This window comes from Variovorax sp. UMC13 (assembly GCF_014170375.1).
Classification (GTDB): domain Bacteria; phylum Pseudomonadota; class Gammaproteobacteria; order Burkholderiales; family Burkholderiaceae_C; genus Variovorax.
The window spans coordinates 1-26,257 of the sequence record NZ_LZZW01000002.1 but is presented as its reverse complement, the minus strand read 5'-3'; the positions used below and the strand labels follow the sequence as shown (position 1 = coordinate 26,257).

The following is a 26,257-nucleotide window of genomic DNA, read 5'->3' as shown; positions in this document are numbered from 1 at the left end:
CGGGGGAAAGCTTGGCGTCGTCCGGCCCTGCGGACCGGTCGCTACACGACGGCGTCCGAGGTCTGCGGATCGAACACATGCGTCTTGTTCATCTTCAGACCGACCTGCAGCGTCTCGCCGACGCGCAGCGGCACCTCCGGCATCTCCATGCGCGCGACGATCGAATGCGCACCGCAGCGCAGGTAGGCGAAGATCTCCGAGCCCAGCGTCTCGACGACCTCGGCCTGCACCGTGAGCGTGTGGCCGTCGTCGGCCTGCGCCGATCCGCCGGTCGCGAAGATGTCCTCGGGCCGCACGCCGAAGACGACCGCGCGCCCGACATAGGGAAGAAGCCGCGCATGGAAGGCCGCCGGGACCCTGACCCGGAAGGCCTCCGCGTCGATGAAGATCTCGTCGCCCACGGCCACAGCCCGGGCGTCGATGAAGTTCATGGCCGGCGAACCCACGAAGCCGGCAACGAAGCGGTTGACCGGCCGCGAGTACACGTCCATCGGCGCGCCGGTCTGCTGCAGCACGCCCTTGCTCATGATGAACATGCGGTCGGCCATGGTCATGGCCTCGACCTGGTCGTGCGTGACGTAGATGATGGTCGCCTCGAGCCGGCGATGCAGCTTGCTGATCTCGGCGCGCATGGCCACGCGCAACTTGGCGTCGAGGTTCGACAACGGCTCGTCGAACAGGAACAGCTTGGGCTTGCGCACGATGGCCCGGCCCAGCGCCACGCGCTGCCGCTGGCCTCCCGAGAGTTCCTTGGGCTTGCGCCCGAGCATGTCGGTGAGCCCCAGGATGTCAGCCGCTTCCTGCACGCGGGCGTCGATCTCCCTGGTCGGCATCTCGCGGATCTTGAGGCCGAAGCCCATGTTCTCGCGGATGTTCATGTGCGGGTAGAGCGCATAGCTCTGGAACACCATCGCGATGTCGCGGTCCTTGGGCGCCATGTCGTTGACCCGCACGTCCCCGATGTAGATGTCGCCCGAGGTCGCGGTCTCCAGGCCCGCGATCATGCGCAGCGCCGTCGTCTTGCCACAGCCCGACGAGCCGACGAGCACGGCGAATTCCCTGTCCTTGACGTCGAACGACAGGTTGTCGACGACCCTGCTCTCACCAAATTGCTTGACGACGTTCGTCAGCCTTACTCCGGACATGCGGCGGATCCTTCTCGCTTCAGGCAGGCCGCCCCGGCCTGGAAGCCGGGACGCTGCGTGGTTTCTTCAATGGTTCGACGGCGGACGCGTGCAGGAGGACGGTGCCCCGCTGCCCGCCTCATTCACTGCAGGTTGGCATGGCGTTCGTCGAGCGTGCGGTCCGCGACGCCCAGGCGCTGCTGCACGTCCCAGGCCAGTGCATCGCCCACCAGCAGGAAGGCCTGCTCGAACAGCGAGCCGGCATGCTGCACCGTGGGCACGGTCGCGCGGATCGGCAGCGTCAGCCGCAGATCGGCATGCTCGACCTCGCGCTGCACCGTGGTCACGAGCGCGACCGTGGCGCCCTTCTGCTTCGCGACCCGCATGTGCTCGAGCGTGGCCTTGGTGGTGGCCGAGGCCGAGACCGCGATCAGCAGATCGCCGGCGCCGATGGCCCCGGCCGTGGGCTCGCCGGCGACGTTCACCGCCAGCCCGATGTGCGTGAAGCGGATCGCTAGCGCACGCACCATGTTGCCGGAGCGGCCCTGGCCGCTCAGGAACACCCGCTTCGCGCCCACGAGGGCGGCCGCGAGCGCATCGACTTCCTCGGCGCGCAGCACCGCGGCCACGCTGCGGTGTTCCTCGATGATGGTGTCGAGCCGCTCCAGCACCGCGCTCATGCGGCACCGCCGGTCTTCATCACGGCATGGCCGCCGATCTCGCCGCGCAAGGCGGCGATGCTCTTCATGGTCGGCGAATCGTCCTGCTGCGAGCGGAAGCGCGTCTGCAGCGCGGCGGAGATCGTGGGCGTGGGCACGCGCAGGCGGATCGCCTCCTCGACGGTCCAGCGGCCCATGCCCGAATCGGCGACATAGCCCTTGATGCCCTCGAGCGTCGGGTTGCCCGCGATCGCATGGCACATCTTTTCCAGCAGATGCGAGCGGATCGAGCAGCCGCCCTGATAGGCCTCCAGCGCCGCCACCACATCGACCTCGATCTCGGAGGCGGTCAGCAGTTCGTAGCCTTCGCCATAGGCCTGCATCAGCGCGTACTCGACGCCGTTGTGCACCGCCTTCGCGAAATGGCCCGCACCGCTGCGCCCCACCAGCGCGTAGCCGCCGGGTGCGGCCAAGGCCTCGAACGCTGGCTTCAGCCGCTCGAACACATCCTTCTCCGCGCCGACCAGCAGCCCGCAACCGTTGACCGCCCCCTGCGTGCCGCCGCTGACCCCGGCATCGACAAGCGTCAGGCCGCGGGCCTTGAGCACGTCGGCACGCTTCTTCGAATCGCGGAAGTCGGAGTTGCCGCCGTCGACGATCAGGTCGCCGGGTGCGCACAGGTCGGCCAGATCGGTGATCAGCGCCTGGGTCGCGGCGCCGGGCGGCGTCATGATCCAGATCACGCGCGGCGCCGACAGGCCGGCGACCAGGGCCTCCAGCGAAGCGGCCACGCGCAGGCCCCGGGCCTGCGCCGAAGCGACCGCCGCGGCGTGGCCGTCGAAGGCCAGCACCTGGTGACCCGCCACATGCAGGCGATTCGCCATCGCCCCGCCCATCTTGCCCAGTCCAACGAATCCGATTTCCATTTTTGCTACTGCTTCAGCCCCGGTGAATTGATGATTCCGGGCGGCAGTAGAGCACAGCGTCTCTCGAGGGCAAAGAAGTAAATGATCTACATTTTCGAGCGTCCGGATGAATCATCTTTTCACTGATTTCCGGTGCCCTTTTCAGCCCTAAAACGTGGGCTCGACGCTCGGCGTAAGTCCTCTGTCGGCCTGCCATGCGCAGCCGTACGATGAAGCTCCTGCCTCCCCCCGATTGCCACGCATGCGCGCCCTTCCTCCCTCCCCACACACCGACCCGCCCAGGCCACGCGAGCGTCCGGTCAACGACGTCGCCGGCGCCGTCTCGCGCTCCCATGTGCGGCTGCGGCTGGAAGCCGTCTACAGCTCCCTGACGCCGGCCAGCCAGCGGCTGTGCGACTTCATCCTGCAGAACCCCGAGGCGCTGCTGCAGATGACGATCACCGAGCTCGCGCAGGCCGCGGGCGTGAGCGATGCCACCGTGACGCGGCTGTGCCAGTCGGTGGGCTATCTGGGCTTCTCGGAGTTCCGCGTGCTGCTCGCGCGCGACGTGTCGCTCACGCACCCCCATGTGATCGGCGAACTCAAGGCCACCGACGCGGTGGAGAACATCTGCGACAAGCTGATCGCGGGCTCGATCGCGAGCCTGAGCGACACGCGCCACACGGTCGATCTCAAGTCGCTGCAGGGCGCCGCGGAGATGATCGCGAAAGCACGGCGCGTCGATGTCTATGGTGTGGGTGGCAGCGCAGCCGTCGCGCTCGACATCCGCCACAAGCTGCTGCGCCTGGGCATCCCGATCTCGGCGCATGCCGACGTCGACATCATGATGATCTCGTCGTCGATCCTCTCCGAGCAGGACGTGGTGATCGGCGTCAGCCACACCGGCCGCACCGAGCCCGTGGTGGCCGCGGCCCAGCGTGCAAAACTCGGTGGCGCGGGCGTGATCGCGCTCACGCACAACGCCATGTCGCCGCTGGCCAAGGCCTCGGATTTCGTGCTCAGCTACTCCGCCAAGCCCACCGCGTTTTCCAACGAGTCGCTGACCGGTCGCATCGCGCAACTGGTGATCGGCGACATCCTCTACGCGATGATCGCCTGCTCGCAGTACGAGCGGTCCTCGCACCTGATCGACCAAGCCAACGACCTGGCCAACAAGCGGCGCATCAAGACCGTGCGCTGAGGCCTCGCGGCGCTGCTGCAGGCGCGCCGCCGCTCAGCACTCGACGATGTTCACCGCCAGCCCGCCGCGCGAGGTTTCCTTGTACTTGGTCATCATGTCGGCGCCGGTCTCGCGCATGGTCTTGATCACCTGGTCGAGGCTCACGTGGTGCACGCCGTCGCCATACAGCGCCATGCGCGCCGCGTTGATGGCCTTGACCGAGGCCACGGCGTTGCGCTCGATGCAGGGGATCTGCACCAGGCCGCCCACCGGGTCGCAAGTGAGGCCCAGGTGGTGTTCCATGCCGATCTCGGCCGCGTTCTCCACCTGTGCGGGGCTGCCGCCCAGCACCGCGCAGAGCCCGGCCGCGGCCATCGAGCAGGCCACGCCGACCTCGCCCTGGCAGCCCACCTCGGCGCCGGAGATCGAGGCGTTCTCCTTGTAGAGCAGGCCGATGGCCGCGGCGGTCAGCAGGAAGTCGACGACGCCGCGCTCGCTGGCACCGGGCACGAAGCGCATGTAGTAGTGCAGCACCGCGGGCACGATGCCGGCCGCGCCGTTGGTGGGCGCGGTCACCACGCGCCCGCCCGCGGCGTTCTCCTCGTTGACGGCCAGGGCGAACACGTTGACCCAGTCGATGACCATGAGCGGATCGGCCATGGCCGCGCGCGGGTCGCCCAGCCGCCGGGCCAGCGCAGCGGCCCGGCGCCGGACGCGGAACGGGCCGGGCAACGCGCCCTCGGTGCGGCAGCCGCGCTCGACGCAGGCCTGCATCGTCCGCCAGATCCGCAGCAGGCCGGCCTCGGTTTCGGCGTCGCTGCGCCAATGGCGCTCGTTGCGTCGCATGACGTCGCCGATGCTGCAGGCGTGCTGCGCGGTCAGCCGCAGCAGGTCGGCCCCGCTGTGGAAGGGCCATTCGAGGATCTCGGTGTCCGGTGCGATCGCCTTCTGCCGCGACCCGTCGCCGGCCACGGTCTCGCTGACGACGAAGCCGCCACCCACCGAGTAGTAGGTCTTCTCCAGCAGCGGCTGCCCTGCGCCGTCGACGGCCGTGAAGCGCATGCCGTTGGGATGGAAGGGCAGCGCCTTGAGGCCGTAGAGCAGCAGGTCGGCCTTCTCGTCGAGCGCGATCGCATGGACGCCCGCCAGTGGCAGCGACCGGCGCGCGCGGATGTCGGCCAGCAGCGCGGGCACGGCATCCACGTCGACGCTGTCGGGCTCGTGGCCGGCCAGGCCCAGCAGCACGGCGACGTCGGTGCCATGGCCCTTGCCCGTCGCCCCCAGGGAGCCGAACATCTCCGACACGACGCGGTGCACGGCGCCCAGCAGGCCTGCGTCTTCCAACGCCTTCGTGAACAGGCGCGCGGCCCGCATCGGGCCCACCGTGTGCGAGCTCGAAGGCCCGATGCCGATCTTGAAGAGGTCGAAAACGCTGACTGCCACGGTGGTATCCGTTCAGGGGTGGAGGGAAGGAGAACGCGGCGATCCTAGGCCTTCCGTCCGATCAATACCATTGATCATTTCTTTGGATATATTCAAGTAATTCTTAACATTGACGGGCCTGCCATGGACTTCGCACGACTCAGGGCGCTGCGGGAACTCTCGAACCGCCAGACCATGACGGCGGTGGCCGACGTGCTGTGCCTGACGCCGTCGGCGGTCTCGCAGCAGCTGGCCCAGCTCGAAGCCGAGGTCGGTGTGCCGCTGACCGAGCGGCGTGGCCGGGGCGTGAAGCTCACGCATGCGGGCGAGGTGCTGGTGGGCCATGTCGAACGCGTGCTCACCGTGCTGGACGAGGCGAAGTCGGAGCTCGCGCAGATCCGCGAGGAGATCGCGGGCACCTTGCGCGTCGCGGCCTTCGCCACCGCCGCGGCCGCGCTGCTGCCGCCCGTGATCCAGGCGCTGCGCGCGGCCTACCCGCGGCTGCAGGTCACGCTGGTCGAGATGGAACCCGCCGAAGGGCTGGCGGCGCTGGGCTCGTGGAGCACCGACATCGCGATCGTGGACGACCTCGGCGGGCGCCCGGCCCGCGGCGGCCAGACGGTGAAGCATGTGCCGCTGATCGACGACGAGCTGCACGTCATCCTGGCCACCGGGCACCGGCTGGCGCGCAAGAAGACGCTGGGGCTGGCCGAACTCAAGGACGAGGAATGGGCGCTCGATTCGGCCAGCAGCGTGTACGGCGAGTTCGTGCTGGGCCTGTGCCGGCGCGCGGGCTACGCGCCGCGCGTGAGCGCCGAGTGCCTGGGCTCCGAGATCATCGCGGCCATGGTGAGCTCGGGCTGCGCCGTCTCCATCATTCCCGGCCTGCGCCTGGGCCAGATGCGCGGCGCCTTCGCCGCGGTGCCCCTGCGTCCGCGGGTCCACCGCCACATCTCGGCGGCCTTCCGCCAGGGCGAGCGCACCCACCCGGCGATCCGCGTGTTCGTCGACCAGCTGCTGCGCACCGCGAAGTCGCTGCGAGCCTGAGCGCGCGCCGGAAAGCTCAGGGGTAGCGCGCCAGCGCCTGCCGGTCGGTCACGGTGATGTAGCCGTAGCCGCGCTGGATAAGCCCCGCCGATGCCAGCTCGTTGAGCGCGGTGTTCACGCGCTGGCGCGAGACGCCCACCAGCAGGCCGATCTCCTCCTGGTTGATGTGCAGGGTCGAGTCGGTGTTGGGGTAGAGCACCGGATGGAACAGGCTGGAGATGCCGCGCGCCACGCGCGCCGTGGGTTCGAGCAGGCGGTCGAACTTCACCATCGCGATGAACTGGCCGAGGCGCTCGTTGAGGTGCGAGAGCATGAAGTGGTTGAAGGGGATGCTGCGCTCGAGCAGCCAGGAAAAGGTGCCGCGCGGCAGGTGCACCGTGACGGTCGGGCGCGTGGCCATGATCTCGTACTTGCGGTGCTCGGGCTTGAGCAGCGAGCCCTCCCCGATCCAGCCACCGGCCGCCACGCCGGTGAACATCACCAGGCGGCCATCGGCGGTGGTGTCCTGCACGCGCAGGAAGCCTTCGAGCACGCCGATCCAGCTGTCGGCGATCTCGTCGCGCTGGCACACCGAGGCATGGGTCTCATGCTGCTTGACGTAGAGCGAATCGAAGGCCCGGGTGCACTCCGCATGGGTCAGCGCGCGCGGCCAGATGCAGCGTTCGAAGAAGGGACGGAGTTCCCGTGGAGGGGGCATGGGTCGAGGTGTGCGACGAGGGGTGGGCGGCGGGCCGCGATCGGCTGAATGTAGAGCACCGGACCGCGGCCCGGTGCCCGCCGACTCAGAACGATGTCGAGCTCGGCGCCGCGGGCAGCGGCTGCCCGCCCGGTCCGGCGCGGAAGCTGGTGGGCGCCCAGGCGACCTGGCCCACGCCCGGCTTGTTCCAGTCGCACACGCCGTCGCTGAACACCGCGCGCAGCCGCCCCTGCTGCCCGGCCGTGAAGACGGTGCTGCCGTAATCGGCGGAGGCGAAGTCCAGCGGCTTGAGCTGGCACTTGAACACGTCTTCCGACAGCGGCCCGCCTGACACGATGCGCGGCGATTCATAGGGCTTGACCGCGCAGGCCGCGCTGCCGAAGCCCACGTCCACCAGTTCGGCATCGCTCACGCCGGCCGTTGCGATGCAGAAGTCCGCCGCGTCGCCCGGCTTGTTGCGCAGCACCTTGGCCGGCTTCGCATCCGCCGACCTGTCCTGCTCGATGGCCGTGAGCCAGCGGTCCATCGTGCGGAAGGCCTTGCGGTTGAGGGCCGTCCCGTCGACGTAGTAGGACGCGCTGCCGAAGATCACGTGGTTGCCGTGGCCGCCGTTGGCCGCGTCGAGCCGCGCGCGCTGCGAATACGAGCGCCAGGCCATGTGGATGTCGGGGCCCATCTCCGGGCGCAGGTCGATGATCGGCACCTGCGCCAGGTTCCGGCCCACGCTCACCAGGCCGCTCTTGTAGAAGGGCACCATCGCGGTGGGCGACACGCGGGCGCGCGGCGCCGGAATGACCGGTGCCGTGGCCGAGCCGCCCGACCAGGCCATGTCCAGGTCGTAGCTGCCCACGCCTTCGTTGAGCGCGACGAATTCCTCGGGCGTGATCGCGCCGGCCTGCAACGCCTTCAGGCCGTACTGGACGCCGGCGTTGTCGTAAGGCAGGTTGGGCTTCACCGTCCGGTCGGTGTCGGTGACGGTGCCGATCACCGGCGTCAGCACGTCGTGGATGGAGCAGCGCACGCCGGTCGGCCGCAGGCGGGGGTCGTAGACGATGCCCGCGGGGAAGCCGTTGCCGCAGTTGTCGGGCAGCTTCGGGTCCTGCGGATTGACGAAGCTCAGGGACCAGATGAAGCAATGGGTGGCGCTCGGGTGGCCGTTCACCGCCGCGCGCGCCGTGGGGCTCAGCGCCGAGCCCGCGGGCGTGTCGTAGTAGTGGGTCAGCATGCCGCACTCGCGCGTCTCCATCCAGGTGCTCACCGCATCGGGATAGCTCACGCCTGTCTGCAGGCCGTCGAGCAGGCCGCGCATCACCGAGGCCGGCACGGTCTGCATCATCGAGCCGCCCGAGCCGCCGTCGCTCATGGTGTAGCGCACCTCGCCGTAGGTGTCGATCAGGTGTTCCTTCACCATCATGATGTTCTCGGTGGCCAGCACTTCGTTGTTGTTGTCCTGGTGGTTGGTGAGTTGCGAGTTCACCGTCGCGAAGCCCGCACGCAAGGCGTTGTCGTCGAAGATCGCGCTGCCCGGCTGCTGCTGGAAACGGTTGCCCGAGGCCGAGGCGCCCATCTTCCAGAGCAGCTTGCCGTTCCAGCCCTTCTGCGGCGCCCAGGGAGTCCAGGGCTGCGCCGGGTCGAACCAGGTCGCGATCTGGTACATGCCGCGGCCCATGGTGCCGAGCTCCACGCGCAGCAGCGCCTTGACGGTGTCGCCGCGGTCGTTGGTGAAGTCGGCGATGTCGGCGTCCTTGGGCCGCGCATCGGCGGCATAGGGCAGCAGGCAGGCATTGGGGTCACCGACCGTGAAGGTGCAGGCCGAGCCTTCCTTGGCCTTGGGCTGGTAGTAGTAGCTGTACTTCGTCGGCGCGTTGCAGTCCGCGTCGACCGCGTCGGCGTCCAGCCCGCTCACGCGCGTGGTGGTGGTGCCCGAGAGATTGGTGCCCGCCGGCGAGACCGTGGCGGGGCTGCCCGTGCGGGTGGCGCACACCCAGGGCTGGATCGGCGCGCCGGCGAAGATGTTGCCGCCGCGCGAGAAGTTGGTGATCGCCAGGCGCGCGCCGCCGGCCTTGCCCTTGACCGTCGCGGTCAGCAGGTTCTCGCCGTTGCGCAGGCCGGTCAGCAGGCCCATCACGCGCCCGTTGTCGCGCCTGGTGAAGGCGCCGGTCACGTCCGAGCCATCGAGGTCGAGCCGCACATCGGCCACCGCCAGGCCCGTGGGCAGCACCACTTCCACCAGCGCATCGCCGTCGCTGATCATGTCGGCGCGGTTCGACAAGGTCTTGAGCACCAGCGGCCCGCTCACGACCGGTGGCGTGCCGCCGCCACCCGGGGTCGGCGGGGATGTGGCATCGCCGCCCCCGCTGCCGCCGCAACCCACCAACAGTCCCGCGGCGACGGCCGCGGCCGTCGCATGGAAGATGAATCTCGACTGAACTCGCATGGCTTGTCTCCGTTTTTTTGTGAAAGCCAGCGAATGCTAGGACTGCACCTCCGATGAGTTTGTGGCGGTGACGACAATTGGCGGGACGGCTGGGTCGGGACTAACCCTAGGCCTGCACCGGGACGGCGGCTCGAGGAAAGGACCGGCGTCAGAGCACGCGCTGGCGTTGCGTGCCCAGCGGTCCCGCGCTGAGTGTCATGACGTCGCCGCGCTGCAGGTACTGGGGCGGTTTCATGCCCATGCCCACCCCCTGCGGCGTGCCGGTGATCACCAGGTCGCCGGGCATCAGCGTCATGAACTGGCTCAGGTAGGAAATGATCTGCGCCACCGGAAAGATCATGTCGGCGGTGCTGCTGCGCTGGCGCACCTGGCCGTTGACGGCCAGCTCGAGCGGCACATCCTGCGGATCGGGCAGCTCGTCGCGGGTTACGAGCCAGGGGCCGACCGGGCCGAAGCCGTCGAAGCTCTTGCCCTTGCACCATTGGCCGTTGCGCCGGATCTGCCAGTCGCGCTCCGACACGTCGTTCACCAGGCAGTAGCCCGCGACGTGCGACAGCGAATCGGCCGCGGAGACACGCCGCACCGGGCTGCCGATCACCACGCCCAGCTCGATCTCCCAGTCGCCCGCGACCGAGCCTTCGGGCAGTGTCACGTCGTCGTTGGCCCCGCCCAGTGCACCCAGCGCCTTGTTGAACACCACCGGCTCGGTCGGCACGTCGAGACCCGACTCGATCGCGTGCTGCCGGTAGTTCAAGCCGATGGCCACGAACTGGCGTACGCCGGCCACCGGCACGCCCAGGCGAACGCCTTCGGGCACCAGCGGCAGCCGCTCCAGGTCGATCGCGGCAAGGGCCTGCAGGCGGGCCGGTGCCAGCCAATCGGGCGTGAGATCGTGCACCAGTGGCGACAGATCGCGCACCCGGCCGGCGGCGTCGAGGGCCCCGGGTTTCTCGGCGCCGATGGGGCCGTAACGCAAGAGTTTCATAAGGTCGTTGTCCTTCGTGGGTTGTGAATCATTCGGTGCGCGGCCTCACTTCGAACACGCAATGCGCATGCCCTGGCTGGCCGGCGCAGGCGATCTCGCGACAGCGCAGCCGCCAGGGTCGCCGCTCGCCGCGGCCGACCCACTCGAGCGAGCCCGGAAACCAGCCCTCGAACAAGTCGCACAGCGTCGACTCACTGGAGCCCCGCCCGGCCTGCTCGACGAAGATCGAGTGCGCCAAGCGGATGCGCGCGGCGCCCGTCGCCTCGTCGAGCGACTCGATGTGGAAGCGCCCCCAACCGCGCTGCGAGATGCGCGCCAGGTAGTGGCGGAACACGGCGATCCCGTCGAGCTCGCCCTGCGCCGCGACACGGCTGCTCCAGGTCCAGGCCGACTCGTAGCCCGATTCGTAGAGCAGGCGCGCATGGGCTGCCCGCCCCATCGCCGCGCGCACCAGCCGGTGGTTGTCGATGAAGAAGTGGCGCGGCAGGTAGACCATCGGCAGGCCATCGCTGCGCCAGACGCCGCTGTCGGGGTCGACGTCGATGGGAACCTGGGGATTGCGTTGGTCGTTCATGCCCGGGCGAAGCGCTGCGAACGGAAGGGCGCGAGATCGACCGAGGTCGGCGCGCCGGCCACCAACTGGGTCATCAGGCGGCCGGTGATCGGTCCGGACGTCATGCCGAAGTGCCCATGGCCGCAGGCGATGAACAGCCCGTCGGCGATGCGGGCGCGTTCGATCACCGGCAGGTTGTCGGGAAAGGACGGACGCGAGCCCATCCAGACCGAACGCTCCTCCCCGCGCACGCCGGGCAGCAACTGCTGCACCAGGTTCAGCAGCGACTGCGCGCGCCGCTCGTTCATCGGCCGGCCGGGCGCGGCGATCTCCACCGTGCCGGCCACGCGCAGCCCGTCCTCCATCGGCACCACGCCGAAACCGCGGGACTTGTACAGCAGCGGCAGCGGCAGGTGGAAGCCCGGGTCGCGCAGCATCACGTGGTAGCCGCGCTCTGCTTCCAGTGGCAGGTGGATGCCCAGGGGCGCCAGCAGCTCGCGCGAGGCCGCGCCGCCCGCCACCACCACGCGGCCATGGTGCGTGTCGTCGTGCGAGCTGATCAGCCGCCAGCCCTGCGCGTCGCTGGGCGGCACCAGCTTCATCACGCGCTCGTGCCGCACCCGGCCGCCGGCCTGGCGAAACAGCTCGGTGAGCACGGTGAGCAGGCGCAGCGGGTTGACCACGAAGCCGCCGTTGCTCAGCAGCGCTCCGTGGGTGATGACCGGCGAGATGCCGGGCACCAGATCGGCGACCTCGGCACGGTCGAGCACGCGCACCGCGATGCCGTGGCGCTCGCGCAGGCGCTGCACGATCGCGCGGGCGGCGGCCGATTCCTCGGACTCCCAGATCTCCAGTTGCTCGCTGCAGCGGATCAGGTCGGCGAAGTGCGCCGGCCCGAGCAGCTCGCGGTAGGCGTCGAGCGCCCCCTTGTGCAGCAGGCGCAGGCCGTCGGAGGTGGCGACGATGCGCTCCATGCTGCCGGAGCGCACGCGCGCCAACAGCCAGGGCAGCGCCTTGAAGGCGTAGCGCGGGTCGACGGCCAGGGGGCCGTCCGGGTCCATCAGCCAGCCCGGGATGCGGCGCATCATGCCCGGCATGGCCAGGGGCCCGCAGCTGTCCACCGCCACCAGGCCGCTGTTGCCATACGAGGCACCGCCACCGGGCGGCAGCAGGTCGTACAGCGTGACATCGCCCAGCGCACGCTGCAGGGACAGCGCGCAGGCCAGCCCGACGATGCCGCCGCCGATCACCGCGATGCCGGGCCCCGAGCGGGCCGTCGCGCCGGAAAGTGAGGCGCTCACGGTTCAGTCGCCCAGGTGGGCATAGGCCAGGAACTCGATCAGCATCCCCGGCGCGATCAGCTCCTTGACCACCACCACCGAGCGGTTCGGGAACGGGTCGGCGAAGAACTCGCGATAGATCTCGTTCATCGCCGCGAAGTCCTCGCGATCGACCAGGAACATCACGATCTGGGTCACGTCGGCCAGGGTGCCGCCGGCGGATTCCACCGACTGCTTCAGGTTGGCGAAGGCGCGTCGCGCCTGCGCCTCGAAGCTGCCGCCGATGAAGGCTGCGGTCTCCGGGTCCTTGGGGATGTGGGACATGTAGAGGGTGCGTCCCGCGCGCACGGTGCCATTGAGCGGGGCGCCGGGCGTGCGGGCCAGGCCGGTATCGACGATGTGGAACATGGCGGTCTCAGGCCTTCACGATCCACTTCGACCAGCGGTCGTTGACCACCGTCCGGTTGTCGGCCCACCACTTCGGGTCGAGCAGGAAGCTCTTGTCCGCCAGCCTGGGGTTGCCCGGCACGGTGTCTCGCAATGCGGCCGGCAAGGCATTCATCGCGCGGGTGTTGACCGGTCCGGTGCCCGCATAGTTCTCAGAGAAGCGCTGCTGCACTTCGGCGCTGACGCAGTAGTCGATGAGCTTGACCGCCGCGTCCATGTTGCGCGCGCCCTTCACGAGCGCATAGGACTGCAGCTGGATCATGTTCTGGTTCCATTGCGCCTTGACCGGCACGCCGCTCTTCGCCATCACCTCCAGGCGCGGGTTCCAGATCGATCCCATCACGACCTGCTTGTCGGCCAGCATCTGCGCGCCCAGTCCGCCGGAGTCCCAGAACTTGGGAATCGAGGGGCGGATCTTCGACAGCGAGGCGAAGGCCCGGTCCAGGTCGATGGGATAGATCTTGTCCATTGGCACGCCGTCGGCGAGCAGTGCGAACTCCAGGTCGGGTGCACCGGTCACCATGTCGGCCAGCGTGCGCGCACCGGGGAAGTTCCTGGTGTCCCAGAAGTCGGCCCAGGACGACGGTTCGCGTCCGGCCGGCAACGCCGCCGTGTTGAAGCCGAGCACACGCGAGAACACGTGATTGCCCACCAGGTACTGGCGGCGGTACGGCGCGCCGATGTCGTCGGGCCGGGTGAAGCTGAAGCGGTCGTAGGGAATCGGCGCCAGGCCGCCGGACGCCTCGAGCTGGTAGACCGCATCGGCGCCGACGTCGATGGCGTCCAGTTCGCCGCCGCCGGCCTTCATCATGGCCAGCATCTTGGCGATGTTGGCCGCCACCACCACCACCTCGATGCCGGTCTGCTTCTGGAACGGTTCGTAGATCAGCTTCTTGCGGATCTCGTCGTAGGAGCCGCCCGAGGAACGCAGCACCACCCGTTGCGCGGCCGATGCCCGGCGCGTCCACAGCAGGGGCGCGGCCACGGCGGCGCCGGAGGCGAGGAGGAAGTTGCGGCGTGTCGGTGCGGCACCGGGGCGGGAGTCTGGTGGTCTCTTCGAAAACATGGGGCCCTTTCTGTCTCGGATTGGCGGGAAGCGCCGCAAGGTCGGCGTCGTTGGCGAATGTGCCAGCGAACGGCCGCGCTTTGAACTGACCTTTTGTTATGGGCCATGTTCAGAAATCAATGCGGGGCCGCAGGACCTTGCGGCAGACTGGCCCATCACCCCGTTTCACCTCCGCCATGAAGCCGTCCGCCGCCACCGAACTCACGCGCACGCTGGTGCGCATCGACACCGTCAACCCGCCCGGCAACGAACGCGCGTGCATCGAGGTGCTCGCCGGCGTGCTCGGCGACGCCGGCTTCGCGCTGCACCGCCAGGAGTTCGCGCCGGGGCGCACCAGCCTGGTGGCGCGCATCGGCAAGGGCGAGTGGCCGCTGGCGTTCACCGGCCATGTCGACACGGTGCCGCTGGGCCATGCGCCCTGGTCCGTCGACCCCTTCGGCGCCGAAATGATCGACGGCCGAATCTATGGCCGCGGCGCCAGCGACATGAAGGCCGGCGTTGCCGCCTTCGTGCAGGCTTGCCTGAACCGGCTCGATGCGCTGCGCGCGGGGCCGGGGGCGCTGCTGGTCATCACGGCCGGCGAAGAGACCGGCTGCGAAGGCGCCTTCGACCTGCTGCAAAACGCCCCGCTGGCGCTGCCGTCGGCCCTGGTCGTCGGCGAGCCGACGGCCAACCGCATCTGGCTCGGCCACAAGGGCGCGCTGTGGCTGCGCGGCACGGCACGCGGCGTGACGGCCCACGGCGCCATGCCCGAGAAGGGGCGCAACGCGATCGGCATGGCGGCCGGCGCGATCGCGCACCTGGCCGACTTCCGCTTCCATGCCTGCCGCCACGCTGCGCTGGGCCAGCCGACGCTGAATGTCGGCACCATCCGCGGCGGCCTCAACATCAACTCGGTGCCGGACCACTGCGAGTTCACGCTCGACCTGCGCACCGTGCCCGGCCAGGCCCACGCCGACGTGCGTGCGGCCGTGGCGGCCCACGTGGGTGAACACATCGAGCTCTCGCCGCTGCTGGACGTGCCCCCGGTCTGGACCGATGCCGCGCATCCCTGGATTGCGCGGGTGCAGCAGGCCGTGCGCGAGACCACCGGGCGCGACGAAGGCATTGCCGGCGCCTCCTACTTCACCGATGCGGCCGCGCTGCAGCTGGCATGGGCCGAGGTGCCGGTGGTGATCCTCGGGCCCGGCGAGCCGGCGATGGCGCACCAGACCGACGAGTACTGCCTGGTCGAGCGCATCGACGAGGCGGTGGCGATCTACGAGCGCTTGATCGACGGGACCTGAGGGTCAACCGCGATATGCGCTGCCCGAGGGCCGGGCTAGCATGGACGCTCCATACCCTGTGCCCCTGCCTTTACACCGTGCCCAGCCGCCTGACCTATCGCCATGTCGAAACCATTCGTGCCGTGATGCTCACGGGCTCGATCACAGGCGCGGCCGCGCGGCTGCATGTCACGCAGCCGGCCATCAGCCACCTGATCCACGACATCGAGGACATCCTGCAGTTCCCGCTGTTCGACCGCCGCCTCGGGCGCATCGTGCCGACGCGGCGCGCCGAGCTGCTGCTGGAGGAGATCGAGCGCTCCTTCGTCGGACTGGACGGCATCAACGAGTTCTGCACGCGACTGCGCGAATCGGAGCACCGCAGCATCGTCATCGCGGCCGTGCCGGTGGTGTCGATCGCGGTGCTGCCGGCGGTGATCCGTGACTACCGCCAGAGCGTGCACCCCGATTTCTTCCTGGTGCGTTCGCCGCCCAACGAACAGGTGATCGCCTGGGTCAACTCGCAGAAGGCCGACATCGGCATCGCACTCGACACGGTGGGTGTGCCGGGCATCCGCACCGAAGCGATCGGCCGCTTTCAGGCGATGTGCCTGCTGCCGCCGGGCCACCGGCTGGCGAACGCAGAGACGGTCAGCAGCGCCGACCTGCGCGGCGACGCGATGATCGCGACCACCCGCAGCAACGGCCTGCTGGACGTGATGGTCAACGCCTTCCATGCGGTCGGCGGCGCGCCGACGCCGGTGGTGGAATGCCCGGCGGCCACCGCGGCGTGCGCGATGGTCGAGGCCGGTGTCGGCTTCACGCTGCTCGACCCGGTGGCGGCCCAACCCTTTCGCCATTCGCGCATCGTGTTCAAGCGCTTCGAGCCGAGCATCCCGATCGTCTTCTGCGCCTACTGGGTCGAGGCGCACCGATCGGGCGTGGAGCGAGAGCCCCTGCTCGCGCTCCTGCGCGAGCGCATGGAGGCCATCGCCGCGGAGTTCCCTGAAGGCGCGGCGGCGCCGGCCGCCCCCGTGCCTTCGTCCCTTCCGGCGGCGCGTTCAGGCGAGGGCGGCGGCCGCGTGGCGCGCCGGGCGCGCAGCGGCTGAGCGCCTCAGGCCTTCGGCGTCGCACTTGTACAGCTCGCCATCCTTCATGATCACCAGCAGCTTGCGGGCATCGGGCAGCAGCGACAGGTCCTGCAGCGGGTCGCCATCGATCAGCAGCAGGTCCGCCAGGTAGCCCGCCTTGACCATGCCCAGCTCGTGGCCCATCTGCATCACCTCGCCCCCGATGCGGGTGCCGCACTGCAATGCCTCGCTCGGCGTGTAGCCGAACAGCTTGACGAAGTGTTCGAAGTCGCGTGCGTTGGTGCCCTGGGGCGTCCAGGCGAAGCCGTAGTCGCCGCCGATCAGCACCCGCACGCCCCGCTTGCGCAGTTCGGCATAGGTGCGCGCGCTGCTGTCGAGCACCCGCTGCATGCCCATGTCCAGCGCCATCTGGCGCGTGTGGCCCCAGGGCTCGGCCTCGTACATCATCGAATAGATCAGGCCGATCGCGGGTCCGACGAAGATGCGGTCCTTCGCGGCCTCGAGCATGTCCAGCGCCTCCTCATCGGCCGATTCGCAGTGGTAGATCACGTCGACGCCGCAGCGCACGGCGCGCTTGACCGATTCGGCCGATCGCGCGTGGCAGCCGACGCGCTTGTTGAAGTCGCGCGCCGTCTCGACCGCCCGTCGCACCTCTTCCTCGCGCATCACCGTCACGTCGCCCTTGGCGAGCGGGCCGGTGTCGTCGCCCGAGATGTTGATCTTGATGTTGTCCACCCCCTCGCGGCAGCACAGCCGCACCGCGCGCGAGATCTCCTCGGGGCCGTCGGCCACCATGCCGAAGCTCTCGCGGTACATGTGGTTCTTGCGCTCGTCGCCCAGGCCCGCGGTGACGGTGATCTCGGGCCCGGCGGCGCGAAAGCGCGGGCCTGGAATGCGGCCGGCGTTGATCGCGTTGCGCACCACCACGTCCAGCCGCAGCTTGGCGCTGGCGGCGCTGTAGACGCTGGTGAAGCCGTGGTCGAGCAGCGTCTTGGCGTTCTGCACGGTGAGCAGCAGGTGCTCCTCGGGCTGGATGTCGCCCAGGTCGGAGTCCTTCACCGCACCGCCGAAGGAGACGTGCGCATGGCCTTCGACGAAGCCGGGCATCAGCGTGCGGCCGCCGCAGTCGATCACCTCGGCATCGTCGGCCGTGCCGGCGACCGGACCGATGGCGCTGATGCGCTGGCCCTCGACCAGCACATCGGCGCGGTACGCGTCGGCCCCGCTGCCGTCCCACACCATGGCATCGCGAAAAAGGGTTCGTTTCATCGTGATTTCACTTTCCTGTCAAGTGCTTCGAACAAGGGCGGATGGGCCGCACCGCGTGGCCGCAGGCGCTCGCCTCATCGTCATGGCGGGCTCCTGCGCCGCCGGATGGCGCGGTCGGCCAGCAGCACGGCCACGGTGACGGCGATGAGGAAGGCGCTGACCGCCGCGATGGTCGGCTCCACCGTCATCTGCAGGCTGTTCCAGATCTGCACCGACAGGGTCTGCGACGACACACCGCTCAGGAACAGCGCGACGATCAGTTCTTCGAACGAGGCGAGGAAGGCGAACAGCGCCGACGAGATCACGCCCGGCAGCGCCAGCGGGACGACCACGCGGCGGAACATCATCGGCCGGCTGCAGCCGAGGCCGAGCGCGGCTCGCTCCAGGTTCTCGTCGACCGCCTGCAGCGCCGAGATCAGCATCACGACAACCACCGGCAGCGCCAGCATCGCGTGGCAGATCGCGATCCAGAAGCGGTTGCCGACCAGGCCGAGCGAGATCGACATCTGGTAGATCGCGATCGCGGTGATGATCTGGGGCACGATGATCGGCAACAGCACGCCCGACAGCAGCATCTTCTTGCCGCGAAAGCTGCCGCGCACGAAGGCGTAGGCGCCAAGGAAGCCGATCACGCTGGCGAACAGGCAGCTGACGGCGCCGATGACCAGGCTGGTCCACAGCGCGCGCTGCCAGGCGGTGTCGAACAGAAAGCGTTCGTACCACTGCACCGAATAGCTGCGCGGTGGAAACTGCAGGTAGGCCTCGCCGGTGAACGACAGCACGACCAGGATGACGATGGGGCCGATCAGCACCAGGGCGTAGAACGCCACCAGCGCGCGCAGGATGCGGTTGGTCTTCATGGGGTGCTCGCGTTCAGCGCAGCATGCGCTGCAAGTCGGTGAATCGGGTGTAGACCGCGTAGAGGACCAGCGTGACGGCCAGCAGCACCAGCGACATGGCGCCGGCCACCGGCCAGTTCATCGACAGCTCGACCTCGCGCTCGATCAGCATCGCGATGGTGATGTTGGACGGGCCGCCCATCAGCGCCGGCGTGATGAAGAAGCCCAGCGCCAGGATGAAGACGATCAGGCTGCCCGACAGCACGCCGTGCATGCTCAACGGCAGGAAGACGCGCCAGAACGCATAGGCGCCCGACGCGCCCATGCCGAATGCGGCGCGGACCAGGTTCAGGTCGATGCTGCGCATCGCCGCATAGAGCGTGAGCACCATGTAGGGCAGCAGCACGTAGGTCATGCCGATCACGACGCCGACGGTGTTGTAGAGCAACGGCAGCGGCGTGCCGATCAGGCCCAATCCCAGCAGCATCTTGTTGATCAGGCCCTGGCTGCCCAGCAGCACCATCCATGCGTAGGTGCGCACGATGATCGAGGTGAAATAGGGCAACACCACGCACAGGATGATCAGCGAGAACAGCAGGCCGCGCGCCTGGCTGAGCACATAGGCCATCGGGTAGGCCACGAAGATGGTGGCGGCGGTGACCACCGCCGAGGTCCACAGCGTGAGCACCATCGCCTGCGGCACGGCGCCGGTGCTCAAGGTGTGGCGCGTCAGTTCGGCAAAGGCGCCGATGCCGCCGCTTTCGCCGATCACACGCACGAAGAACCAGATCAGCGGCAGGACGAAGACCACGAGCAGCGTGGCCAGCAAGGGCAGGCCCAGCCACGCGATGCGGCTGTCGGGCGCGCGCGCAGCGGCGGCGAGGGGCACCGCCGGGGTCGGCGTGCCGACAGCGACCACGGCGCGGCTCATGTCGCCTCCAGCAGGTGGGTGTCTTCGAGCGGCCATTCCGCTTCCACCGCATCGCCGAGGGCGTGCACCGGACGGCCGCGGGTGTTCGGCACGTCCGCAATCAGGATGTCGCGCTCGCCGACGTCGACGCCATAGCGCACGATGTGGCCCAGGAAGGACACCCGGCGGACGATGCCGGGCAGGCGGCCCGCGATACCGCCGGCCGCTCCCCCGATCGGCTGCAGCACCACCTTCTCGGGCCGCAGGAACAGCGCGGCCGTCTTCCCGGGCGGGCGTGGCAGGCCGGGCGCCAGCGCCAGCCGCCGCCCTGCGCCCGTGATGAACACCGACGCCTGCGCGCCGGATTCGATGCTGCCCAGCAGCACGTTGGCCTCGCCGAGGAACTTGCCCGCGAACACCGTGCGCGGCTGCTCGTAGATCTCGCGCGGGGCGCCGACCTGCTCGATGCGACCACCGTTCATGATGACCATCAGGTCCGACATGTTCATCGCCTCCTCCTGGTCGTGCGTGACATAGACCACGGTGGTGTTCAGGCGCTGCTGCAGTTCCTTGATCTCGACCTGCATCTGGTAGCGCAGGTTCTTGTCGAGCGCGCCGAGCGGCTCGTCCATCAACACCACCGGCGGCCGGAAGACGATGGCGCGCGCGAGCGCCACGCGCTGCTGCTGGCCGCCCGAAAGGGCCTGCGGCTTGCGCTCGGCATAGGGCGACAGCCGCACCATCTCGAGCGCCTGCGCCACGCGCTCGCGGATCTCGGCACGCGGCGTGCGCCGGATCTCGAGCGGAAAGGCGACGTTCTGCGCGACCGTCAGGTGCGGAAAGAGCGCGTAGTTCTGGAACACCATGCCCAGGCCACGCGACTGCGGTGTGAGCGCCGTGATGTCCTTGCCGTCGAGCAGGATGCGGCCGCTGTCCGGCGGCACGAAGCCGGCGGTCATCATCAGCGTCGTGGTCTTGCCCGATCCGCTGGGGCCGATCATCGAAACGAACTGGCCCGTCGGGATGCGCATCGACACGTCGTCGACGGCGTTCGAGCCCTGGTAGTTCTTGCGCAACTGTTCGAGCACCAGCTTGTCGGGCGCTGCTGCAGACTTCGGTCGCGGGGCACGCGGACCGGCCGCTGTGGGGCATTCGGGAGCATGGGTATCAAGCATGTCCGAAATGTGCCATGACGATAAAAATGCGCGACTGACCTTTGCTAATGAGGCATTACGCAGGGTCACGCCGCCGCTCGGCGCGCATCGACGGGCACGAGCTCGGACCCCGGAACCGGGTGCGGCGATCGCGCCCGGGCGAGTCCCTCGGCGAAGAAAAAGAACGCAGCCGCCGGCTAGCGCTGCCCATCCCCCGCCGCGATCTGATCGGCCCTCAGCCCGCCCACGCGCGCATGCACGCGCCCGCCATCGGCCATCACCAGCGCGAACAGGATCTCGTCGGGCCGCGGCGCGTCCTGGAGGCCGATCTCGGCCGAGGAGAAATGGCTGCGCACATAGGCCGCCTGCACGTGGTGCAGCGGCACCATCAGCCGGTAGCCCGTGCCCGCCACGGCCTTGACCGAGGGCACGATGGCCCGGGGCGCGCCCAGCGCTTCGCGCATCGCCCAGCCGCCGGCCTCGTGCCAGACGGCGCCATGTTCCATCTCGCCGTTCACGCCCACGATCGCGGCCTTGCCGTAGGCCTCGACCCGGTCCCGGCCCAAGGTGGCGACCAGTTCCTCGGCCAGGCTTGCGCCCAGCGGCTTGAGCGCTTCCATGAAAGCCAGCAGTTCGGGCTCGTAGCGTCCCGCATAGGGATTGCGCACCACCGCGCAGGCCGCGGCCACACGGACCGGGCGGCTGGCCGGCGGGCCGCCTTCATGGAAGATCGTTTCGATCTGGAGGCTGCGCTTGCGCAGCTGGATGGTCGGCGAGGAGATGGAAGGCATGGCACCGAGCCTAGGCCGGCCGCGGCGGCGCGAACAGCATCAGTGGCCGCGTCGAAGACCGGCGCAGCAGCGCTTCATGCCATATCGCGCGACCAGAATTGCGGCGATTCAACTTTTGTGTATAATGCGCATTGCCCGAGGTTGCATTGGGCTTGCCCTGCAGGCAGCGCCGAATCTCACGGCGGTACGTCGATACAGAACGCTCACGACGAGAAAAACTACAGAGTGTTCCTGCATGTGAATGTGCCGTAACGTGGGTCGCGTAAGAGCCCACGACCAATCTCCCGCAAAAAAGCCGCCCCTCGAGGCGGCTTTTTCGTGGGCGCTGCAGAAGGCTCAGCGGCCGGCGCGGTCGAAGGCCTGGGCCAGGCGCGCGACGCCTTCGGAGATCTGAGCCACGTCCGGGGCCGCATAGGTCAGGCGCATGCAGTGCGGATCGGCCTCGGCCGCGAAGAAGGCCCGGCCCGGCACGAACAGCACGCCCGCCTCGACCGCGGCCTCGAACAGGCGCTGCGGATCGATCGAAGGCAGCGTGCGCAACCACACGAACATGCCGCCCGCCGGCTCGACGAAGGCCACGCGCGAGCCCAGCCGCTCGCGCAGCGCGCCCACCATGTGCCGCATGCGCAGGCCGTACTCGGCGCGCATCGCGGCGATGGCCGCGTCGGCGCTGCCACCGACCAAGTACTCGGCGGCGATGGCCTGCGCCAGCGCGGAGGTGCAGAGGTCGGCGGTCTGCTTGGCGATCGCGCAGCGGCGCAGCACCTCGGGCGGCGCGACCATCCAGCCGATGCGCAGGGCCGGCGCCACGGTCTTCGACAGGCTCGACAGGTACAGCACCGGGTTGCGCCCGGGCGCCAAGGCGCGCGCGGTCTCGAACAGCGTGGCCGGCGTGCCGTCGCCGAAGTCGAGCGCGCCGTAGGGATCGTCTTCCACGATCAGGAAGCCGTATCGGAGGGCCAGTTGCACCAGCGCCTCGCGCCGCGCGGCCGGCAGCAAGGTGCCGCCGGGGTTCGAGAAGTTGGGCACGGTGTAGAGCAGCTTCGGGCGGCGCGCCGGCGGCGTCTCGGCCAGCAGGCTTTCGAGTGCATCGACCTGCAGGCCCTGTTCGTCGGCAGGCACCTGCACGATGTGCGCCTGCGCGAGCTTGAGCGCCTGCAGCGTGGCCGGGTAGGTGGGCGACTCGACGTACACCGCATCGCCGGGCTCGATCAGCACGCGCACCAGCAGGTCGAAGGCCTGCTGCGAGCCGGTGGTGACGATCAGTTCGTCGCTGGCGCAATGGACGCCGCGCGCCGCGCTCAGCTGCTGCAGCGCTTCGCGCAACGCCGGGAGGCCCTCGGTCGCGCTGTACTGCAGCGATTGGCCAGGCTTGGCGATTGCGCGCAGGCTGGCTTCCTGCAGGCCCGCCTGGTCGAACAGGCTGGCCGAGGGGTAACCGCCGGCCAGCGAGATCATGCCGGGCCGGCTCAGGTAGGGAAAGAGTTCGCGGATCGGCGAGCCGGCCGGGTCGGCGAAGGGCGCGGCGAAGGGGATCGGCGGCATCGGCTTCATGCGGCCAGGGCCGCGCGCAGCTCGGCGATCGAACGCTGCTCGGCTGCTTCGTAGAGCGCGATCTCGTCGTGCACCGCGCGGCCCAGCGCGCGTTCGAACTCGGCCCGGCTGCCGGGCGCGTCGTAGGTCGGGCCGCTGGCGTCGCCGAGGTTCGAGCGGAAGATGCCGGCCGCGCTCACGGGCAGGAAGTCCTCGTAGGTAATCGGCTCGGCCTGCACGATGCCGCGCGCCACCAGCTCATCGATCGATTGCGAGGCCGCATCGGCATCCGCCGGGGCCACGGCCCGGTAGCGGAAGAAGGCCAGGCCCGCGCGCCGCATCTGATCGAGGTCGTCGGGAAAGGCCTCGAAGGCGCGCGCGAGCCGCTCGGCATAAGGCACGGCGGCGTCGCCGTCGCGTGCCTCGTTCAGCAGCCGGTTGTAGAGCGCGCGGCCGGCGCGGGTGAGCGCCGCGCCGCGCTGCTCGATCTCGCCGAAGCGCGCGGTGTGCGCCCCGCTGACGCCTTCGGCGCCCGCGAAGGCGATCGGCTCCTCGAGCGCCTTGAAGCTGGTCTGGCGCAGCAGGATCGGATGGCGCCGCGTGGGCGGCCCTTCGATCAGCGCCTTGGCGCCGATGCCGCGGCGCGGCATCTCGGCCTGCGCCGCGTCGATGTCGAGCGTGCGCGGCGTCAGGTGGTTGATGTGCGGGCCGCGGAAGCACACGACGTCGGCCACCAGGCGGTGCGAGGCGAGCAGGTGCTCGTAGGTCGCGGCGTCCACCGTCGCATCGCCATGCCAGCGGAAGGTGTCGAGCAGCGCGGGCACGAAGGCCGCGGCCTGCTCCGCATCCAGGCCGCCCTGGACCTCGGCCAGCTGCAGCAGCTCCAGCGCCCGCGGCGTGAAGATGCGCCGGCGCGCGAGGATGGCCGCGGCCTCGTCGCGCAGGGCCGGGTCCTCGATCAGCGGCAGGCGCAGCAGCGAGGTGAAGACGCGAAAGGGATTGGCCGCCAGCGATGCATCCGACACCGGCCGGAAGGCCGTCGAGTGCACCGGCACGCCGGCTTCGGCCAGGTCGTAGTAGCCCACGGGCGCCATGCCCATCACGGCGAACATGCGCGCGATCAGCGCCAGTTCTTCTTCGGTGCCCACGCGGATCGCGCCGTGGCGCTCCTGGTCCAGGCGCGCGATCTGCTCGCCGGCCGCCAGCGCATCGTGCAGCGCCGGGTCGGCCTGCAGCGCCTGCGCGTTGATGTCGGCCACCAGGTCCATGAGCACGCCGTACTGCGGCACTTCCAGGCGGTACATCGCCGACAGCGCGGCGGAGAAATCGGCGCGGATCGCGTCGGGGGAAAGCAGGAGGCTGGCTGGCATCGGAGGGCTTGGTTCTCGGGGGTTCGGCCTGGCCATGCCGTCTGCTCATGAGCAAACGGAATGGCAGGGCCATGCGAAGAAAGCCATCGTAGGCAGCGGCGGGCGCTCGCGCAAACGACAATATGGAAGGACTTCATCTGATTTCAGAATGACCTACGCGCGACCAGCCCTCCGGCGGCCGCGCGCCGCTCAGGATGCGGCGGCCGCGCGGAACAGCACCTTGCCACCGCGCAGCGCATGCGCGATGGCGTCCCGGGCCTGGTCCAGGCCATAGACGGCCGCCACCGGCACCTGCAGCCGCCCCTGCGCCATCAGCTGCGCCGCCTGCTGCACGGCCGCCGCGACCTTGGGGTCGTGGCGCCAGCGCGCATGGCCCAGCCAGAAGCCCCGGACCTCGATGTTGCGGAAGATCACGTGCAGCGGGTTCAGCTGGCCCGGCGCACCGCTCATGCCCGAGTACGCGACCAGCACGCCGTCCTGGGCCAGGCAGGACGACAGGGCCGCCGTCGATTCGCCGGCCACGCCATCGAGCGCGAGCCGGATCGGCGCCCCGCCCGTGGCCTGGGCCACGCGCTTGGCGATGCCCGGGCCCTCCAGCAGCACGGCGTCGGCGCCCGCGGCCAGCAGGGGCTCGATCAGTTCGGGTCGGCGCACCAGGCTCACCGTCTTCAGCCCGCGCGCCGCGGCGAAGGCGATCACCGAGCGGCCGACACCGGAGTTGCCCGCGTTCTGGATCACCCACTCGCCCGGCTGGAGATCGACGAATTCGCTCAGCAGCAACGCGGCCGTCGGCGGGTTGATCCGGGCCATCGAGAGCTGCTGCGGGTCGACGTCCGCCGGCACCCGGACGACGTCGGCGGCCGCCACGATCAGCTGCTCGCGCCAGGCCCCGGCATCGGGCGGCAGCACGACCCGGTCGCCCACCGCCAGCCCGTCGACGCCCGCGCCGACAGCCAGCACCTGCCCCACGCCTTCCTGGCCCAGGCCCCAGGGCAGGGGCGGCCTGAAGCCGTACAGGCCGCGGACCATCAACAGCTCCGACGGGTTGATCGGCGCGCAGTCGACCTGGACCCGCAGTTCGCCCGGGCCCGGTGCCGCAGGAGGGTCCACGTCGACCACCTGGACGACGGCCAGCGGATCGCCGAAGGAAGAGAGCTGGATCGCTTTCATGGAAGAGGCCTTTCTCAATGTGCGAGGAACGGATGGGGCTGCCGCTTCGAGAGAACAAACGACAGTTAGGTAAACGGTTTATAAATCATCTTTCTTCGCCGCGCTGCGCGCGGACACGACCTGCCCACCATTCCTCCGGACATCCCATGAACCCAGAAGACGCCACCGTTTCCTTCGACACCGGCACGCCGCAACTGCGCTTCCACCTGGACGGGCGCGTGGCGGTCCTCACGCTGAACCGGCCCGAAGCGATGAACGCGCTCTCGGGCGAACTCACGCCGGCGATCCGGCGCGGCATCCAGCGCTGCGCCGACGATCCCGCCATCGGCGCGCTGCTGATCACCGGGGCCGGCAAGGCCTTCTGCGCGGGTGGCGACGTCAAGGGCATGGGCGATCGCTTCGAAGGTGCGCAGCGCAGTGAGTCCGAGCAGATCGCCGACCTGCAGCACAGGCAGCGCACGCTCACCGGCGCGCTGTACCGCCTGCCGAAGCCCTCGGTCGCGGCCCTGCCCGGCGCGGCGGTCGGCGCGGGCCTGGCGCTGGCCCTGGCCTGCGACATGCGCATCCTGGGCACGTCCGCCTTCATGGCAACGGGCTATGCGCGGCTCGCGATGAGCGGCGACTACGGCGTGAACTGGTTCCTCACGCGGCTCGCCGGCCCCGGCGCCGCGCGCGACATGATGCTCACCGGCCGCCGCGTGGACGCCGCCGAATGCAAGGCCTTCGGCCTAGCCAGCCAGGTCGTGGACGATGCCGAGCTGCAGGCCACGGCCCTGCGGACGGCCCATGCGCTGGCCGCGCTCGCCGGGGCCGCGGTGCGCGACATCAAGAAGAACCTGGACGAGGCACTGCACCTCGCGCTCGAAGACGCGATGGACCATGAGGCCGAACGCCTGATCCGCCTCGTGGACAGCGACGAGCATCGGCAGGCGGCCGCCGCATTCAGGAACCGCTCGCAGGCCAGGCGCTCACCAAGCTGAACGCGCCGTTCAGGCAGAAAAGGCCATCGCCCCCTAGACTCGCGGCACAAAGTTTTAAACCGCCTCCCCGCCCTCCCCTCCCC

General features: G+C 69.5%; 24 protein-coding genes. 5 read left to right on the top strand and 19 right to left on the bottom strand.

The genetic code is table 11. The features are described from left to right. Positions 1-41: 41 nt before the first annotated feature. The 3 genes from A9977_RS00430 to A9977_RS00420 form a co-directional block, all read right to left on the bottom strand. Complete coding sequence (locus A9977_RS00430) at positions 42-1,145, bottom strand: ABC transporter ATP-binding protein (protein ID WP_183022889.1); 1,104 nt, start codon at positions 1,143-1,145, stop codon at positions 42-44. A gap of 122 nt (positions 1,146-1,267) precedes the next feature. Further along, positions 1,268-1,804 (bottom strand): SIS domain-containing protein, encoded by a 537-nt coding sequence (locus A9977_RS00425; protein ID WP_183022888.1) that lies wholly within the window; start codon positions 1,802-1,804, stop codon positions 1,268-1,270. Then, positions 1,801-2,766, bottom strand: coding sequence for an NADP-dependent phosphogluconate dehydrogenase (locus A9977_RS00420; RefSeq protein ID WP_259651753.1), 966 nt, complete (start codon positions 2,764-2,766; stop codon positions 1,801-1,803). The genes A9977_RS00425 and A9977_RS00420 overlap by 4 nt, the downstream gene beginning before the upstream one ends. Positions 2,767-2,950: 184 nt before the next feature. Between A9977_RS00420 and A9977_RS00415 the strand changes: the two genes are divergently transcribed. After that, a complete protein-coding gene (locus tag A9977_RS00415) occupies positions 2,951-3,889 on the top strand; it encodes a MurR/RpiR family transcriptional regulator (RefSeq protein ID WP_183022886.1) in 939 nt (312 codons plus the stop codon). A 33-nt stretch (positions 3,890-3,922) separates the two neighbouring features. Here A9977_RS00415 and A9977_RS00410 read toward each other — a convergent pair whose 3' ends face one another. After that, positions 3,923-5,311 carry an L-serine ammonia-lyase gene (locus A9977_RS00410; protein WP_183022885.1) on the bottom strand — a complete coding sequence of 463 codons (1,389 nt, stop codon included), beginning with the start codon at positions 5,309-5,311 and terminating at the stop codon, positions 3,923-3,925. A 123-nt stretch (positions 5,312-5,434) separates the two neighbouring features. Between A9977_RS00410 and A9977_RS00405 the strand changes: the two genes are divergently transcribed. Further along, positions 5,435-6,337, top strand: coding sequence for a LysR family transcriptional regulator (locus A9977_RS00405; RefSeq protein ID WP_183022884.1), 903 nt, complete (start codon positions 5,435-5,437; stop codon positions 6,335-6,337). A gap of 16 nt (positions 6,338-6,353) precedes the next feature. Here A9977_RS00405 and A9977_RS00400 read toward each other — a convergent pair whose 3' ends face one another. The 7 genes from A9977_RS00400 to A9977_RS00370 all read right to left on the bottom strand — a co-directional run bounded on the left by A9977_RS00400 (position 6,354) and on the right by A9977_RS00370 (position 13,721). After that, positions 6,354-7,034, bottom strand: a complete 681-nt coding sequence (locus A9977_RS00400) for a Crp/Fnr family transcriptional regulator (RefSeq protein ID WP_183022883.1) — start codon at positions 7,032-7,034, stop codon at positions 6,354-6,356. A gap of 85 nt (positions 7,035-7,119) precedes the next feature. Continuing rightward, a complete protein-coding gene (locus A9977_RS00395) occupies positions 7,120-9,471 on the bottom strand; it encodes a DUF6351 family protein (protein ID WP_183022882.1) in 2,352 nt (783 codons plus the stop codon). Positions 9,472-9,619: 148 nt separating this feature from the next. Continuing rightward, positions 9,620-10,456 carry a fumarylacetoacetate hydrolase family protein gene (locus A9977_RS00390; RefSeq protein WP_183022881.1) on the bottom strand — a complete coding sequence of 279 codons (837 nt, stop codon included), beginning with the start codon at positions 10,454-10,456 and terminating at the stop codon, positions 9,620-9,622. A 28-nt stretch (positions 10,457-10,484) separates the two neighbouring features. Then, a complete protein-coding gene (locus tag A9977_RS00385; protein WP_183022880.1) occupies positions 10,485-11,030 on the bottom strand; it encodes a 4-vinyl reductase in 546 nt (181 codons plus the stop codon). Next, on the bottom strand, positions 11,027-12,310 hold the full coding sequence (locus A9977_RS00380) for an FAD-binding oxidoreductase (RefSeq protein WP_183022879.1): 1,284 nt from the start codon (positions 12,308-12,310) through the stop codon (positions 11,027-11,029). The genes A9977_RS00385 and A9977_RS00380 overlap by 4 nt, the downstream gene beginning before the upstream one ends. Before the next feature lie 3 nt (positions 12,311-12,313). Then, positions 12,314-12,697: a RidA family protein gene (locus A9977_RS00375; protein WP_183022878.1), complete on the bottom strand. Its 384-nt coding sequence runs from the start codon at positions 12,695-12,697 to the stop codon at positions 12,314-12,316. A gap of 7 nt (positions 12,698-12,704) precedes the next feature. Then, positions 12,705-13,721, bottom strand: coding sequence for an ABC transporter substrate-binding protein (locus A9977_RS00370; RefSeq protein ID WP_183022877.1), 1,017 nt, complete (start codon positions 13,719-13,721; stop codon positions 12,705-12,707). Positions 13,722-13,978: 257 nt separating this feature from the next. Here A9977_RS00370 and A9977_RS00365 point away from each other — a divergent pair, with 257 nt between their 5' ends. Further along, a complete protein-coding gene (locus A9977_RS00365; RefSeq protein WP_183022876.1) occupies positions 13,979-15,088 on the top strand; it encodes a M20 family metallopeptidase in 1,110 nt (369 codons plus the stop codon). A 77-nt stretch (positions 15,089-15,165) separates the two neighbouring features. Continuing rightward, positions 15,166-16,176, top strand: coding sequence for a LysR substrate-binding domain-containing protein (locus A9977_RS00360; protein ID WP_183022875.1), 1,011 nt, complete (start codon positions 15,166-15,168; stop codon positions 16,174-16,176). Here the strand turns inward: A9977_RS00360 and A9977_RS00355 are convergent. The 8 genes from A9977_RS00355 to A9977_RS00320 all read right to left on the bottom strand — a co-directional run bounded on the left by A9977_RS00355 (position 16,129) and on the right by A9977_RS00320 (position 25,194). Continuing rightward, a complete protein-coding gene (locus tag A9977_RS00355) occupies positions 16,129-17,427 on the bottom strand; it encodes an amidohydrolase family protein (RefSeq protein WP_183022874.1) in 1,299 nt (432 codons plus the stop codon). The genes A9977_RS00360 and A9977_RS00355 overlap by 48 nt on opposite strands. Positions 17,428-17,507: 80 nt before the next feature. Further along, the gene (locus A9977_RS00350; protein WP_183022873.1) at positions 17,508-18,287 is read right to left on the bottom strand and encodes an ABC transporter permease; all 780 of its coding nucleotides are present in this window, start codon (positions 18,285-18,287) and stop codon (positions 17,508-17,510) included. Between the two features lie 13 nt (positions 18,288-18,300). Beyond that, positions 18,301-19,197 carry an ABC transporter permease gene (locus A9977_RS00345; protein WP_183022872.1) on the bottom strand — a complete coding sequence of 299 codons (897 nt, stop codon included), beginning with the start codon at positions 19,195-19,197 and terminating at the stop codon, positions 18,301-18,303. After that, a complete protein-coding gene (locus tag A9977_RS00340) occupies positions 19,194-20,264 on the bottom strand; it encodes an ABC transporter ATP-binding protein (protein ID WP_220811413.1) in 1,071 nt (356 codons plus the stop codon). Before A9977_RS00340 ends, A9977_RS00345 begins: the two co-directional genes overlap by 4 nt. A gap of 263 nt (positions 20,265-20,527) precedes the next feature. Next, a complete protein-coding gene (locus A9977_RS00335; protein WP_183022870.1) occupies positions 20,528-21,121 on the bottom strand; it encodes an amino acid synthesis family protein in 594 nt (197 codons plus the stop codon). A gap of 336 nt (positions 21,122-21,457) precedes the next feature. Then, complete coding sequence (locus A9977_RS00330) at positions 21,458-22,675, bottom strand: PLP-dependent aminotransferase family protein (protein ID WP_183022869.1); 1,218 nt, start codon at positions 22,673-22,675, stop codon at positions 21,458-21,460. Continuing rightward, entirely contained in the window at positions 22,672-24,024 is a 1,353-nt protein-coding gene (locus A9977_RS00325; protein WP_183022868.1) for a VOC family protein, read from the bottom strand. The genes A9977_RS00330 and A9977_RS00325 overlap by 4 nt, the downstream gene beginning before the upstream one ends. Positions 24,025-24,213: 189 nt before the next feature. After that, positions 24,214-25,194 carry a zinc-dependent alcohol dehydrogenase family protein gene (locus A9977_RS00320; RefSeq protein ID WP_183022867.1) on the bottom strand — a complete coding sequence of 327 codons (981 nt, stop codon included), beginning with the start codon at positions 25,192-25,194 and terminating at the stop codon, positions 24,214-24,216. A gap of 146 nt (positions 25,195-25,340) precedes the next feature. Between A9977_RS00320 and A9977_RS00315 the strand changes: the two genes are divergently transcribed. Beyond that, positions 25,341-26,174 carry an enoyl-CoA hydratase-related protein gene (locus A9977_RS00315; RefSeq protein ID WP_183022866.1) on the top strand — a complete coding sequence of 278 codons (834 nt, stop codon included), beginning with the start codon at positions 25,341-25,343 and terminating at the stop codon, positions 26,172-26,174. Positions 26,175-26,257: the final 83 nt, after the last annotated feature.

Coding starts and splice junctions, on each gene's coding strand:
- A9977_RS00430 (WP_183022889.1), bottom strand. CDS start 1,145: ATGTCCGGAGTAAGGCTGACGAACGTCGTCAAGCAATTTGGTGAGAGC.
- A9977_RS00425 (WP_183022888.1), bottom strand. CDS start 1,804: ATGAGCGCGGTGCTGGAGCGGCTCGACACCATCATCGAGGAACACCGC.
- A9977_RS00415 (WP_183022886.1), top strand. CDS start 2,951: ATGCGCGCCCTTCCTCCCTCCCCACACACCGACCCGCCCAGGCCACGC.
- A9977_RS00405 (WP_183022884.1), top strand. CDS start 5,435: ATGGACTTCGCACGACTCAGGGCGCTGCGGGAACTCTCGAACCGCCAG.
- A9977_RS00400 (WP_183022883.1), bottom strand. CDS start 7,034: ATGCCCCCTCCACGGGAACTCCGTCCCTTCTTCGAACGCTGCATCTGG.
- A9977_RS00395 (WP_183022882.1), bottom strand. CDS start 9,471: ATGCGAGTTCAGTCGAGATTCATCTTCCATGCGACGGCCGCGGCCGTC.
- A9977_RS00390 (WP_183022881.1), bottom strand. CDS start 10,456: ATGAAACTCTTGCGTTACGGCCCCATCGGCGCCGAGAAACCCGGGGCC.
- A9977_RS00385 (WP_183022880.1), bottom strand. CDS start 11,030: ATGAACGACCAACGCAATCCCCAGGTTCCCATCGACGTCGACCCCGAC.
- A9977_RS00375 (WP_183022878.1), bottom strand. CDS start 12,697: ATGTTCCACATCGTCGATACCGGCCTGGCCCGCACGCCCGGCGCCCCG.
- A9977_RS00365 (WP_183022876.1), top strand. CDS start 13,979: ATGAAGCCGTCCGCCGCCACCGAACTCACGCGCACGCTGGTGCGCATC.
- A9977_RS00355 (WP_183022874.1), bottom strand. CDS start 17,427: ATGAAACGAACCCTTTTTCGCGATGCCATGGTGTGGGACGGCAGCGGG.
- A9977_RS00350 (WP_183022873.1), bottom strand. CDS start 18,287: ATGAAGACCAACCGCATCCTGCGCGCGCTGGTGGCGTTCTACGCCCTG.
- A9977_RS00345 (WP_183022872.1), bottom strand. CDS start 19,197: ATGAGCCGCGCCGTGGTCGCTGTCGGCACGCCGACCCCGGCGGTGCCC.
- A9977_RS00335 (WP_183022870.1), bottom strand. CDS start 21,121: ATGCCTTCCATCTCCTCGCCGACCATCCAGCTGCGCAAGCGCAGCCTC.
- A9977_RS00330 (WP_183022869.1), bottom strand. CDS start 22,675: ATGAAGCCGATGCCGCCGATCCCCTTCGCCGCGCCCTTCGCCGACCCG.
- A9977_RS00325 (WP_183022868.1), bottom strand. CDS start 24,024: ATGCCAGCCAGCCTCCTGCTTTCCCCCGACGCGATCCGCGCCGATTTC.
- A9977_RS00320 (WP_183022867.1), bottom strand. CDS start 25,194: ATGAAAGCGATCCAGCTCTCTTCCTTCGGCGATCCGCTGGCCGTCGTC.
- A9977_RS00315 (WP_183022866.1), top strand. CDS start 25,341: ATGAACCCAGAAGACGCCACCGTTTCCTTCGACACCGGCACGCCGCAA.